This window comes from Legionella pelazae (assembly GCF_052527395.1).
Map to the genome: position 1 here is coordinate 17,095 of NZ_JBNVZS010000020.1, position 12,980 is coordinate 30,074.

Below are 12,980 nucleotides of genomic sequence, written 5' to 3' on the forward strand. Positions count from 1 at the left end.
ATATTAATTTAATCAGCTTGATGGGCTGCAAGTAACTCACGCATTTTTGCTTGAATCATATCAATTGCAATGCGATTTTCGCCACCGCGAGGTACAATAATATCTGCATAGCGGCTTGACGGTTCAATAAACTGCAGATACATAGGCCGAACAGTGGTTTCGTATTGATGAACAACCGATTCAAATGACCGATGTCTCTCAACTACATCACGTTTTAATCGACGCGTTAAACAAATATCTAGAGGAGTAGACATAAAGATCCGTATATCCATTGTTTCCCGTAGATCTTTATCACTAAATAACAAAATTCCTTCTAAAACGATGATGGCATGCCGACCGATACTACGAGTTTCAGGTAGACGAATATGCTTAGAATGAGAATAAATAGGTATGTCTACTGCTTCACCTTTTTGTAATCGTCTAAGATGTTCACAAAGCAGAGCGTGATCAAAAGCATTAGGATGATCATAATTAATTTTTTCACGCTCTGCTAAGGGCAAGTGACTATTGTCTTTATAGTAAGCATCTTCAGAGATAACAACAACTTGATCGGAACCGAGCTCATTTACAATAGTATTGGCCAGAAGGCTTTTACCGGAAGCCGAAGGACCAGAAATGCCTATAATAATGGGTAATTTGCTCATACTAAATAGATTCAAAAATTTGACCAGATGGTAAACTTTTATGATTAAAAATTCAATCGAAACGAGGGCTTTTAGATAAAAATTCAACATGTTAGTATCGTTTAAATAAATCGATTAAAGAAATTATAGGCAACATACTAGGCTTAGAGTATTGTTAATAAAGATAGTGCTTATAATACTAAATAACTTAACGCTCTCGATTTCTCTTTAATAAAACATATAAAGCGCCTGTTCCTCCTTCTTGGGGTAGGGCACTATGAAATGCCATCACTGTAGGAATCTGTTTTAGCCAATGATTAACTAAATTTTTAAGAATAGGTGACTCACCATGTGGACTACCTTTTCCATGAATAATAAGTAAACAGCGATGATCTAAAGCCATTGCTTGTTGGATAAATTCGACTAAAATTTGTTGTGCAATATCTGATTTAAAGCCATGTAAATCTAATTTAGCTTGTCTTGGTATTTTTCCCAATTTTAACTCTCGTAAACGTTTAGCAGGCATGTTAGATCGGCAAAAAGATAGAAGTGTTTGTGCCTGAACTTCATGAGTGTAATAATTAGATAAGTAAAGAGGAGCCTCTTTAAGTTTAATTTTTTTAATGGTCTTTTGAGTTGCAATTTGATAGTTAAAGTGTTGATTATTACTCTTAACTTGAGATTCGGGCTCAATTCTATTGCTCTTCTTTAAAGGCTTTGCCGTTTTTACAGCCTCACGAAACAGAGCTTTATCTTTATCTGATATTTCTTTAGACATGAGCAGATTTGTAAAAAATTAAACTATAAAAGATTATATCTTATTTAAAAGTATTTACTTGAAGGATAGTTAAATAATCGCAACAGGACTTACGAAAAAAGCCAAGCTTTTTGTTAAAAAATATTTTTAATTCGGTCATTTAGTTTATCTAAACTCCCTCATTAAAAATATTTTTTGCCTCAATCTTGGTTTTTTTCGTAAGTCCTATGTAAAAAACCTGTGATAAAAATTATAAATATCTTACAATTTGAGGTAAATATGCTCACCAAAAGGAATAAAAGAAAAGATGTCCACAATTTTTAATGAAGTAATGCATTTAGAGACCATAGCAGATTTTTTAAGATTTGGCCTGACAGAGGCCCATAATCACGAACTTTATTATGGGCATGGAACTGATAATGCATGGGATGATATTCGCTCTTTAATTCTAGGGAGCTTATCATTACCTTTTGATATTGATAATTTTTTATTACAAACACGCTTAACGCCAACCGAAAAGCAATTTTTAGCTAATCAACTAGAAAAGCGAATTAAAGATAGAGTTCCCGTCCCTTATCTCACCAAACAAGCGTTTTTTTGCGGGCTACCTTTTTATGTGGATGAAAGAGTATTAATCCCTCGCTCACCCATTGCGGAATTAATTGAGCGGCAATTTTCCCCCTGGATTAATCCTAATCGGGTAGAACGGATTCTAGACTTGTGCACTGGCAGTGGTTGTATTGCTATCGCCTGTAGTTATGCCTTCCCACAAGCCCTAGTTGATGCTACTGATCTATCACATGAGGCGTTAGAGGTGGCAAGAATTAATTGTCAGCGTCATCAATTGGAAGACGTCGTAAATTTAATAAAGTCAGATTGCTGGCAGAATGTGGGGGAAAAACGTTATGACATTATTGTCTCTAATCCACCTTATGTAGGGGACGCAGAAATGCTTATATTACCTCGAGAGTATTTGCATGAACCTGATATGGCTTTACGTACAGAGCAAAATGGGTTAGCTATCGTGAATCAAATCTTAGCCCAGGCACATAATCATCTAACTAAAGAGGGTGTTTTAATCGTTGAAGTTGGTAACAGTGAAGAAGAGCTGATTAGTACTTATCCAGATTTATCATTTACATGGCTTGATTTTGAGCGAGGTGGCCAGGGAATATTTTTGTTAACTGCCCAGCAATTAAAAGATTATTTTGCATTGAAAGGTAAACTATGAGCGGAAATATATTTGGCAAAATATTTACTGTAACCACTTTTGGTGAGAGTCATGGTAAGGCCCTGGGTTGTATCGTAGACGGTTGTCCACCTGGACTTGCTTTATCTGAAGAGAATATCCAGCCTTTTTTAGATAAACGAAAGCCCGGACAATCCAAATATACTACTCAACGTCGTGAAGAAGACAGAATCGAAATATTATCGGGCACTTTTGAAGGTTTAACCACTGGAACGCCTATTGCACTGATTATCTATAATACCGATCAACGTTCTAAAGATTATGACGAAATTAAAGATTTATTTCGTCCGGGTCATGCAGACTTTACTTACCATGCTAAATACAAACATCGTGACTATCGCGGCGGTGGCCGTTCTTCTGCTAGAGAAACAGTTGCTCGTGTTGCCGCAGGCGCTATTGCTCGGCTTTATCTTAAAGAGACACTTGGGTTAACAATTACGGGTTATTTAAAACAAATGGGCCCAATTTGTTTAGAGTTTAAAGATGCCCAAGAAATAACTAATAATCCTTTCTTTTGCCCTAATAATCACCAAATCCAAGACCTAGCCAATTATATAGATCAATTACGCCGCCAAGGTGATTCTGTTGGTGCGCGTGTTAATATTAATGCACAAGGCGTGCCGGCTGGATTAGGTGATCCCGTTTTTGATAAGCTTGACGCTACCCTTGCTCATGCCATGATGTCTATTAATGCAGTAAAAGGAGTAGAGATTGGTACTGGATTTGCTTCAGTAACCCAATTAGGTAGCGAGCATCGTGATGAAATGAGTAAAGAAGGTTTTTTAAGTAATCATGCAGGAGGTATTTTAGGTGGTATCTCTACAGGGCAAACCTTAGAAGTCAGTATTGCTTTAAAGCCTACTTCAAGCATCATAAAACCAGGTAGAACGATTAATCGGCATGGGGAAGAAGTAACAGTGGTTACTAAGGGTCGGCATGACCCCTGTGTTGGTATTCGCGCCGTTCCTATTGCTGAAGCGATGATGGCTTTAGTACTCATGGATCATTATTTACAGCATAAGGCGCAAATTTTACCAGTTTAAATACCAAATTAAAGTGTAAAATAATAATGAAGATTAATATATTTTTTAGGCAGTTAAATACAATAGACTTCATTGGAAACGCTACTGCAAGGGCCAATTTGCCGGCCGCGGCAGTGCTCGAATCCTCATGTACTCTATCTATGTACACTCCGGTTCTGTGCGCTGGCGCAACCTGCAACTTAGCTCCTTGCAGCGAGTTTCCAAAGAAGTCTAATCTAAAATAGAGGCTAATATGACAAAATTACTAGACGTTGCAGTAGTTGGTGCGACAGGCGCTGTAGGCGAATGTATATTAACTGTTTTGGAAGAGCGAAATTTTCCAATTAATAATCTTTATCCATTAGCTAGTGAGCGTTCCATTGATAAAACAGTCACTTTTAAAGAGACTGAATTTGATGTTTTAAACTTAGCAAATTTTGATTTTAGCCGAGTTGATATCGCTCTATTTTCAGCAGGTGCATCGGTATCCAAAGTATATGCTCCTATTGCTGTTGATGCTGGCTGCGTTGTTATAGATAATACTTCTTGTTTCCGTTATGACCATGATATCCCTTTAATAGTTCCTGAAGTCAATGCTCATCGAATCGCAGATTACTATCAGCGAGGAATTATTGCTAACCCTAATTGCTCAACCATTCAAATGGTGGTCGCTTTAAAACCTATTCATGATGCTGTTGGAATAAGTCGAATTAATGTTGCAACTTATCAATCCGTTTCTGGAACTGGAAAAAAGGCAATTTCTGAACTAATATCACAAGTGGGTGAATTACTTAATGGCCGCCCAGTTAAAGCTTCTGTATACCCTCAGCAAATTGCTTTTAATGCACTCCCCCATATCGATGAATTCTTAGAAAATGGCTATAGCAAAGAAGAAATGAAGATGGTGTGGGAAACAAAGAAAATTATGGAAGATGATACAATTAGAATAAACCCAACGACAGTTAGGGTTCCAGTATTATATGGGCATTCAGAGGCTGTGCATTTAGAATTAAAAGCACCATTAAGTGCCAGTGATGCTCGTAATATTCTGCGTAATGCACCAGGGATTAAAGTTGTAGATGATCTAGCAAGCCTAGAATATCCAACAGTCATTACCCATGCAATTGGACATGATGAGGTTTTTGTTGGCCGCATTCGAGAGGATATTTCTTTCCCGTGTGGCCTTAATATGTGGATAGTCGCTGATAATATCCGCAAGGGCGCGGCAACAAATGCTGTGCAAATTGCAGAAATTCTGCAATCTGAGTATTTATAAAGTATAATGTGAGTATGAATGAAACAGATGAAAAAATTGCTTCTTTAAGCTTGAAGCGAAAGAGGAAGTTGATTAGTTCAAAGAAAAGCAATAAGATTGAAAATAAACCAGGATTTAGTCAAGCTGGTATATTAAATAAGCTTTCCAAAGGTTTATCTTTAGGAAGGGAAAAGATTTCTGCGCTTGTTAAAGAATCGTCTATGGTTAAACGCAAACAAAATTTTAAACGCATAAGGGTACCTGATGCTGGACGGCTTGAGGTATCTGGCCGTTTTTCTGAAGGACAAATAGGTAAGAGAAAATCTATTCTTAGCGATGATACACCAGACATGGCTCGGAAAAGACGCTTACTTGAGCAGGATGGACACCGTTATTTAGCTAAAGTTCATGCCAGAGAGCATAGGCCAGAAGAAGATAAACCAGCACCTGAAGGTGAGCTACAAAACTCAATTAAGCAGCATCCATGGTTAGATGCTCAGCGGTTTGATGGTGTAGATCCTAACTTAAATCCAGAACCTCCTCTTAATACAGCAGCTCGTCGGGAATTTGATAATGAACGACGTGAGCAAGAAATGGAAAAACAACTTCGTCTAGGCAATATGCCGAAGTTCTCTACAGCGCCAAAACCTGAGTTTAAATAGAGGCTAGCCTTAAATGACCATTGCTAATGATATAATCTCATGTCGCATGCCTGATTTTGATCTTTATATACGTGAAGGTGAAACGCTTGATGACATCGATGAGTATGGTTTTACACCCTTAATTGAATGTGCAATAACGCGGCAAGCCCCGATTGCTAAAGAGTTACTAACGCGAGGAGTACAAGTCAATAAGCCTGATGTGACAGGCAGAACGCCATTACATTGGGCTGTTGATAATAATGATCTGGACCTTGCCAAACTGTTACTCGAACATGGAGCAAATCCAAATGCATATACCAGCTCAGGAATGGCGGTATTAGTCTATCCTATTTTAAGAGGGCAAGATGCTTTAAAGCACCTGCTTTATCAATATGGCGCTAAGCTCGATTTCGCACTGGATTTTATTAATGCTAAGTTAATAGGTCACCGTTATGAATTACAAGGTGATATTGATATCGTTACTGCTGAAGAAGAATTCATTGAATTAGATTTTGAAGGATTTATTTTAGAATTTACTGTCGCAATGATTAAAGATTCCTTACGACGATTTATCAGTAGTTATTCAACCCGCCACTTACGGGAACATTTTCCCTATATTCAGTATACGATGGACGCCTTTGAAATAGCGGGAGAATTACTTAAATTACAGCATCATTTTAATATGAATCAACAAGGTAGCCATTTAGAGCAATTAGTTAAATCGCCACTTCTTATCTTACCTGCTGCAAGTCGCGGCCATGCCATGTGTTTTATAAAGTATTATGAGTGGTGGGCCAAAATTGATAGAGGAGAGAATAGCTTAAAAGAGGGAAGTGTTAACATTTATAAAATTAGTCGGCCCGAGGTATTTAATATCAATTTTTTACGAGAATTTCTTTATAAGAAGCAGCCGCGCCGTTACTTTCATCAAACAATTAATCAACAATTAGGCTTAATTCCAACAACGCAAATCCCTATTAGTTCACAAATTAGTGGTAACTGCTCGTGGGCAAATGTTCAGGCTGTCATTCCCGTGACTTACGCTTTACAATCATTAGTACATGAGAATGAACTTGCTGTTGAAAAATCGCTAATGGTATATGACAGTTGGGTAGAGTGGGACAAAGATCGCGCCCTCGATGAGGCAGTGCAGCGTTTTTATCAGGCTAATCGGCTCCGTCAGGCAAGTCTTGCTGCTATGCTTGGTGCAGTCTTATTTCAAGCTTGCGACTATGATAATGCACATCATATTGAAAGAGCGGAAAAAATATTAACTATTCTTACTCTACCTGAATATTATTATATTCTAAAAAGTTATTTAGAAATTTATTGTATAAGGCGATTAACGCGTCGAGGTAATAATCTTTTAAAGATTTTAGATGATTGCGGTGTAAATCCTAATATTGGTATTACGCCTATAGCCACTGGATTAAAGGATTAGAAATTGTTGCTTAAGTAACGTCATTCTTAAGCATGGTTGCGTGGATAAATTTAAGAAAAGAATAAGTAGCCTGGGTGCAGGCCCATAGGGCCGAAACCCGAGTTTCACTTCGTTTCACCCAGGCTACTACTCTCTGTAACTACTTTTTCTTATCCACGCAACCATGTCGCGCGGGGATGACATAGAGCTAATTTAATCTAGATCCCGTATAAATGCTCGCATTTTAGGAGATAACATTTAGCGCCATAAAAGAATTTTTGTCTTTTCATCGCGAAATCACGTTATTTTAGTCTTAATGGATTAAAGAGTAGCGCTCTCCTTAAATTTTCAATTAAAATTTAAGGAGAAATGACTGACTACATTTTAATTTTCTGATTCCTTATTATTCACCATTACTTCTTTTTTTTTAAGTAAATCTGGTTTAAGAGGGATAACCCGATTGCTGTTACTTTGTTGCTGTTGGTTAGAGTTACCCTTTTTTCGTTGCCCACCAGAGTGGCGTTGCTGTTGATTTACATTGCTATTATGGCCACTATTATTAGGCCGCCGACGTTTTGAATTCTGGTTACGTTTTTCATGACCTTTATATTGTTTCGGCTTTACGCGCTGTTGATTGACCTTATTATCAGGGTCTACTTTATCAGCTGTTTCGGTATGGCCAAAGAGACTACTCCATAAACGTTTAATAAAGCCTGCTGTAGGCGTTTTGGCTGGTGGTGGAGGTGTAAAGGTTTTTACGGCGGGCTCATCTTGTTTAACAGAGTCAGCATTAGCACGAGCCATATCTAATTCAGGCTGTTGAATTAGGGTATAACTAGGTTTTTTATTTTTACCTACATTATCTTCTTTTAAGCGTGTAATACTATATTGCGGCCGTTGCATATAAGGATTTGCAATAATTAATATACAAACTTTGTGTCTTTTCTCAATATTTAAGATGAAATCACGCTTCTCATTCATAATGAATGTTGCCATCTCTACTGGGAGTTGGACGTGAACCTCTGCTGTTTTATCTTTTAAAGCTTCCTCTTCAATTAAACGAATAATAGAGAGACTATGCGATTGTATATTACGTACCGTACCACGCCCTTCACATCTTGGGCAGATTTCTTGTGCAGCTTCTCCTAAAGATAAGCGTAAGCGCTGGCGGGACATTTCTAATAGACCAAAGCGGGAAATGCGACCTATTTGAATACGTGCGCGGTCAGCTTTAAGTGCTTCCTTAAGTCGATTTTCAACATCTCGTTGATTCTTACCAGAGCCCATATCTATAAAATCAATAACGATTAACCCACCTAAATCTCGTAGGCGTAATTGACGGGCAATTTCATCAGCTGCTTCAAGATTAGTATTTAAGGCGGTGGCTTCTATATCAGTGCCACCGGTGGCTTTAGCAGAATTAATATCAATTGATACCAGGGCTTCTGTCCTATCAATTACCAGTGATCCACCAGAAGGTAAAAGTACCTCACGTTGATAAGCTGTTTCGATTTGGCTTTCAATTTGATAATAATTAAATAAAGGAATGGCATTATTGTATAATTTAACATTAGGCAGAAAATCAGGCTTAACTTGTTCAATATACTGTTTAGCTTTAACGTAGGAAACTTGATCGTCAATAATAATTTCAGAAATAGATTTACGAAGGTTATCGCGAATGGAGCGGATAATAACATCACCCTCTTGATGAATCAGACAAGGAGCCATCTGATTATGGTAGGCATGACGAATTGCCTGCCATTGATTACATAACATATCTAAATCTGCTTGTAATTCATCCTGGCCCTTGCCAACACCTGCGGTACGAATAATAAGGCCCATGCCTTCTGGCAGTTGAAGAGCATTTAACGTTTCACGCAATTCATCTCTTTCATCGCCTTCAATTCGACGTGATATACCACCTGAATTGGGATTGTTAGGCATTAAGACTAAGTAGCAGCCCGCTAGTGTGATAAAGGTTGTTAAGGCGGCCCCCTTATTACCTCGCTCTTCCTTATCCACCTGAATTAATAACTCTTGGCCTTCGCGAATAAGCGCCGTAATAAGCGGCTTATCATCACCAAAATTTTGTGGATCTTTACTCAAATACTCCGGCGCAATTTCCTTAAGAGGTAAAAAGCCCTGCCTTTTAGCGCCATATTCGACAAATACCGCATCAAGACTAGGTTCTCGGCGGGTAACAACTGCTTTATAAATATTTCCTTTCTTTTTAACCTCAGAAGGACAATCAATATCTAAATCATATAAGTGATTGTCTTTAACTAAAGCAACTCTAATTTCCTCCGATTGAGTTGCATTTATTAACATTTTTTCCATTACAAACCCCAATAAGGGCACAACTCTTAAGTAAGACAGTGGAAGGCTATCTATTAGTGTATGCTAGACCTGTTAATTTCTGACGTTTACATTACTTAAGATTTGGCTAAATATGAATTTTAGTCTTCATTATCTTGGTATTTAAACTCAATCATTCTATCTAGTGTCTTAAACCCTAATAATGCTCTAGCAGTCTTTCAACTAGATTGATTTGCTGTCTATAGCGTAACCAATCAAGTTTAAATGGTAAGGCTAGATAAATAGTTATTATAGTCTGTTATTCTCCATCTTGCCTTACATACTGCTCACAGAAATTTAATTTGAACCCTTGTTTTAGCAAGGCAGCCAGCTAAATTAGATTTACTGGAGTAGGAAAGCGTTAATGCAGATGTCAGTATAAAGCTATTCATTTTTTCACTTAATTAGGAAGCCTCTTACCATTTAACATGTTATAAGCATACAAAAAATAATCTTTAAGCAGTCCAATATTATTATTAAAGACAGACCATACGCATGTCACCACAACCAGTGTGGTGCATAATTTCTTATTAACTTAAGCTTTAAATAGCGTGTTTTGCTTGAAATTAAGTTATTACTTAATCTCTTATATAAAGCTCCATATTAAATATGTCTAACATGCGTAGGTATCTGAGAGCCATGGTTATCGTTTAATGGGCTCTAAATACTGGTTGCTTCCTTATATCATTTACCTAAGAGAAGCGCGTTTTCTATAGTAGTTTTACCGATTAATTATCGGTAGCTAAACATTTTTAATCATTTATGCGTTATAATTCGGTCACAAGAATTATTCTTGTGACTCTTTATATTATCAAAAAAAAAAGCAACAGCAAATAGGTTTATTGAGAATGAGCGATGTACAATATCAGATTATTAAAGCTAATGATGAGGGGCAACGGCTAGATAATTATCTAATAAAAATTTTAAAAGGCGTTCCTAAAAGTCATATTTATCGTATTATCCGCGGAGGAGAAGTACGAGTTAACAAGAAGAGAGCCGAGCCTTCATTAAAGCTCGCACAAGGTGATTATATTCGTATTCCGCCTATTCGCATTACAAATCAAAAGCCTGTTTTTGTTGGTAATCATCTTGAGCAACAGTTAAAAGAAGCAATTATTTTTGAAGATAATGGACTTTTAGTGCTTAATAAGCCGGCGGGTATTGCTGTTCATGGGGGAAGTGGTTTGAGTCTTGGCGTCATTGAAGCATTAAGAAAGCTGCGTAGCGATTTAAATTACCTTGAGCTAGTGCATAGGCTAGACCGCGACACATCTGGTTGCTTGTTAATTGCTAAAAAAAGAAGTGTTTTACGTGCCATTCAAGAGGCTTTAACTAACCATGAAGTAATTAAAATCTACTGGGCTTTACTTAATCATCCTTGGCAAGGCAAGGAGCAACTAATAGTAAATGCTAATCTTTGCAAAAATACTTTAAAGTCAGGCGAGCGAGTCGTTACTGTTGATGAGCAAGGCAAACCTTCACAAACTTCATTTAAATTAATTGAAAATTTCGAGCAGGCCTGTTGGGTAGAAGTAACGCCTAAAACGGGTCGTACCCATCAAATTAGGGTCCATAGTACTTTTTTAGGCCATCCCATTATTGGTGATGATAAATATGGTAAACCCCTTGTAAACGAACGTATCATTAAGGGTAAATTAAGGCTTTATTTGCATGCCAGAGAAATTCGATTTACTCTAAATGGCAAGTTGCATTGCTTTAAGGCAAAATTAGATGATCGTTTTACGCAAACTATAGAACAATTGCGTGTCGGAGTTTAACAAGTTATGAGTAAGCAATATCGCTTAGTAGTATTTGACTGGGAAGGCACATTAAGTGATACCTTAGGTCAAGTACTTGATTGTATTGCTAGTGAAGCTAAGCACTTAGATTATGGTGAACTAGATCAAAAACTAGCCCGTCAATTTGCTGAATTAGGATTAGCAAATGCAATAAGGAAATTATTTCCACATTTAGGTTCAACAGAGCAAGAAAATTTATTAAAAGCTGTACAACATGCCTTGATTAATCGCCCTTATGCAGTTTACTTAATGCCGGGCTCTAAAGAGTTTGTACAGCAGCTATATCAAAAGGGCATTTATCTAGCAATTGCAAGTAACAGAGGTCAAACTAGCCTTAACCGGGCGTTACAAAATTCAGGTTTAGATTCATTTTTTAAAGTTGTTCGTTGTGCAGGACAGTTGCCTCCTAAGCCTTGTCCACAGATGCTTGAAGAAATTTTATTAGAATTTAATATAGATGCTAATGATGCAGTAATGATTGGTGATTCAGTTTGCGATATAGAAATGGCAAAAACAATAGGAATGGATGCAATTGGAGTAAATTTTTATCATCAACAGCATTCTAATATGCTTCTTGGAAAAGGTGCTTTAGCTGTGTTTAATAGCTACTCACAATTAGCTCAATATTTAAATATACCTCTTGCCGTTGAAGATAGTGGTTTTTTTACCAAAAAGAAATAGTAAAAATCCAGTATCTTAAGTGGTGAGAGGTATAACAAGCTATTAATATTCGTTATTATTAAGGGCAATAAAAGTAAGTTATGACTGAATGCCATTTATACCTACTCTGTCATCATCCTATTTACTGAAATAGTTATTTAGAGTAAAAACAGTGTAAATTAAAATTAATGATTAAAAATTATTTTACGCTTTTAAAAGTAGTCAGCTTGTTTGCAATAGTTAATGCTTAAGATCGAAAGGGATCTTTAGAAAGGAGAGGTGCCGTGAACCCGCTAACCAGTTTACCGAATATTTTAACTTTAATACGCATTATTTTAATACCTATTTTTATTGTAGTTTTTTATTTGCCTTTTGATTGGGCCCATGGTTTAGCGGCTGTTATATTTGCTTTTGCAAGTTTTACAGACTGGCTTGACGGTTATTTTGCTCGCAAATTAAAGATGATTTCTCCATTTGGCGCTTTTCTTGATCCCGTGGCTGATAAATTACTCATTGCTAGCACACTCTTATTGTTAGTGGGCGCTAAAGACATCAATTATATTACGCTCCCTGCTATTATTATTGTTGGCCGCGAGATTGTCATTTCAGCCCTACGGGAGTGGATGGCTGAAATAGGTAGACGGGCCAGTGTGACAGTTAGCTATATAGGTAAAGTAAAAACCACCGTTCAGATGGTTGCTTTAGTTTTATTAGTTGCGTTTGACCCTGCTACATCCTGGTGGGGCGTTTTAGGTTTTGCTTCACTTTATATAGCCGCGATTTTAACAATTTGGTCAATGGTAATTTACTTGACAATTGCTTGGCCGGAATTAACAAAAAAAAGTGAAGTTACTTATTGACAGTGTTAGAGATTTCGGTAGAATGCAACCCGTAGTGACGCGGGAATAGCTCAGTTGGTAGAGCACAACCTTGCCAAGGTTGGGGTCGCGAGTTCGAGTCTCGTTTCCCGCTCCAAATTTAAGCGACAGCTACGGTCGCTTTTTTTTTAATCGGCCTTGATATTTGGCTGTGTGGCAGAGTGGTTATGCAGCGGCCTGCAAAGCCGTGTACGCCGGTTCGATTCCGGCCTCAGCCTTCAAAATCTGCCCAGGTGGCGAAACAGGTAGACGCAAGGGACTTAAAATCCCTCGGAGGTTAAACTCCGTGCCGGTTCGACTCCGGCCCTGGGCACCAATTTA

10 protein-coding genes, 3 tRNA genes and 1 pseudogene are annotated in these 12,980 nt (G+C 37.6%); 11 read left to right on the top strand and 3 right to left on the bottom strand.

Annotated elements, in window-relative coordinates:
- Positions 1 to 8: 8 nt before the first annotated feature.
- Entirely contained in the window at positions 9 to 644 is a 636-nt protein-coding gene (gene udk, locus ACQUW5_RS14670; RefSeq protein WP_444992014.1) for a uridine kinase, read from the bottom strand.
- Between the two features lie 187 nt (positions 645 to 831).
- A complete protein-coding gene (locus tag ACQUW5_RS14675) occupies positions 832 to 1,401 on the bottom strand; it encodes a Smr/MutS family protein (protein WP_444992015.1) in 570 nt (189 codons plus the stop codon).
- Positions 1,402 to 1,687: 286 nt separating this feature from the next.
- Here ACQUW5_RS14675 and prmB point away from each other — a divergent pair, with 286 nt between their 5' ends.
- The 5 genes from prmB to ankH all read left to right on the top strand — a co-directional run bounded on the left by prmB (position 1,688) and on the right by ankH (position 6,988).
- Complete coding sequence (gene prmB, locus ACQUW5_RS14680; protein ID WP_444992016.1) at positions 1,688 to 2,611, top strand: 50S ribosomal protein L3 N(5)-glutamine methyltransferase; 924 nt, start codon at positions 1,688 to 1,690, stop codon at positions 2,609 to 2,611.
- Positions 2,608 to 3,672: a chorismate synthase gene (gene aroC, locus ACQUW5_RS14685; protein WP_444992017.1), complete on the top strand. Its 1,065-nt coding sequence runs from the start codon at positions 2,608 to 2,610 to the stop codon at positions 3,670 to 3,672. Before prmB ends, aroC begins: the two co-directional genes overlap by 4 nt.
- A 232-nt stretch (positions 3,673 to 3,904) precedes the next feature.
- Positions 3,905 to 4,927 carry an aspartate-semialdehyde dehydrogenase gene (locus tag ACQUW5_RS14690; protein WP_444992018.1) on the top strand — a complete coding sequence of 341 codons (1,023 nt, stop codon included), beginning with the start codon at positions 3,905 to 3,907 and terminating at the stop codon, positions 4,925 to 4,927.
- A gap of 14 nt (positions 4,928 to 4,941) precedes the next feature.
- Entirely contained in the window at positions 4,942 to 5,568 is a 627-nt protein-coding gene (locus tag ACQUW5_RS14695) for a hypothetical protein (protein WP_444992019.1), read from the top strand.
- 13 nt (positions 5,569 to 5,581) lie between these two features.
- On the top strand, positions 5,582 to 6,988 hold the full coding sequence (gene ankH, locus ACQUW5_RS14700) for a Dot/Icm T4SS effector AnkH/LegA3 (protein WP_444992020.1): 1,407 nt from the start codon (positions 5,582 to 5,584) through the stop codon (positions 6,986 to 6,988).
- A 363-nt stretch (positions 6,989 to 7,351) separates the two neighbouring features.
- Here the strand turns inward: ankH and ACQUW5_RS14705 are convergent, their stop codons facing one another.
- A complete protein-coding gene (locus ACQUW5_RS14705; RefSeq protein ID WP_444992021.1) occupies positions 7,352 to 9,304 on the bottom strand; it encodes an Rne/Rng family ribonuclease in 1,953 nt (650 codons plus the stop codon).
- 866 nt (positions 9,305 to 10,170) lie between these two features.
- Here ACQUW5_RS14705 and ACQUW5_RS14710 point away from each other — a divergent pair.
- From ACQUW5_RS14710 to ACQUW5_RS14735, 6 genes and pseudogenes are all read left to right on the top strand, one after another.
- Positions 10,171 to 11,114, top strand: a pseudogene (locus tag ACQUW5_RS14710) (RluA family pseudouridine synthase).
- Positions 11,107 to 11,802: an HAD family hydrolase gene (locus ACQUW5_RS14715; protein WP_444992022.1), complete on the top strand. Its 696-nt coding sequence runs from the start codon at positions 11,107 to 11,109 to the stop codon at positions 11,800 to 11,802. Before ACQUW5_RS14710 ends, ACQUW5_RS14715 begins: the two are co-directional and overlap by 8 nt.
- Positions 11,803 to 12,065: 263 nt before the next feature.
- The gene (gene pgsA / locus ACQUW5_RS14720) at positions 12,066 to 12,641 is read left to right on the top strand and encodes a CDP-diacylglycerol--glycerol-3-phosphate 3-phosphatidyltransferase (protein WP_444992023.1); all 576 of its coding nucleotides are present in this window, start codon (positions 12,066 to 12,068) and stop codon (positions 12,639 to 12,641) included.
- Between the two features lie 39 nt (positions 12,642 to 12,680).
- Positions 12,681 to 12,756: transfer RNA gene (locus ACQUW5_RS14725), tRNA-Gly, on the top strand.
- A 50-nt stretch (positions 12,757 to 12,806) separates the two neighbouring features.
- Positions 12,807 to 12,877 (top strand) — tRNA-Cys (locus ACQUW5_RS14730).
- Positions 12,878 to 12,886: 9 nt separating this feature from the next.
- Positions 12,887 to 12,975: transfer RNA gene (locus ACQUW5_RS14735), tRNA-Leu, on the top strand.
- The last annotated feature ends 5 nt before the right edge of the window (positions 12,976 to 12,980 follow it).

Bases quoted from the DNA above. Each gene is read 5' to 3' on its own strand.
- udk (WP_444992014.1), bottom strand. From the start codon at position 644: ATGAGCAAATTACCCATTATTATAGGCATTTCTGGTCCTTCGGCTTCC.
- ACQUW5_RS14675 (WP_444992015.1), bottom strand. From the start codon at position 1,401: ATGTCTAAAGAAATATCAGATAAAGATAAAGCTCTGTTTCGTGAGGCT.
- prmB (WP_444992016.1), top strand. From the start codon at position 1,688: ATGTCCACAATTTTTAATGAAGTAATGCATTTAGAGACCATAGCAGAT.
- aroC (WP_444992017.1), top strand. From the start codon at position 2,608: ATGAGCGGAAATATATTTGGCAAAATATTTACTGTAACCACTTTTGGT.
- ACQUW5_RS14690 (WP_444992018.1), top strand. From the start codon at position 3,905: ATGACAAAATTACTAGACGTTGCAGTAGTTGGTGCGACAGGCGCTGTA.
- ACQUW5_RS14695 (WP_444992019.1), top strand. From the start codon at position 4,942: ATGAATGAAACAGATGAAAAAATTGCTTCTTTAAGCTTGAAGCGAAAG.
- ankH (WP_444992020.1), top strand. From the start codon at position 5,582: ATGACCATTGCTAATGATATAATCTCATGTCGCATGCCTGATTTTGAT.
- ACQUW5_RS14705 (WP_444992021.1), bottom strand. From the start codon at position 9,304: ATGGAAAAAATGTTAATAAATGCAACTCAATCGGAGGAAATTAGAGTT.
- ACQUW5_RS14715 (WP_444992022.1), top strand. From the start codon at position 11,107: ATGAGTAAGCAATATCGCTTAGTAGTATTTGACTGGGAAGGCACATTA.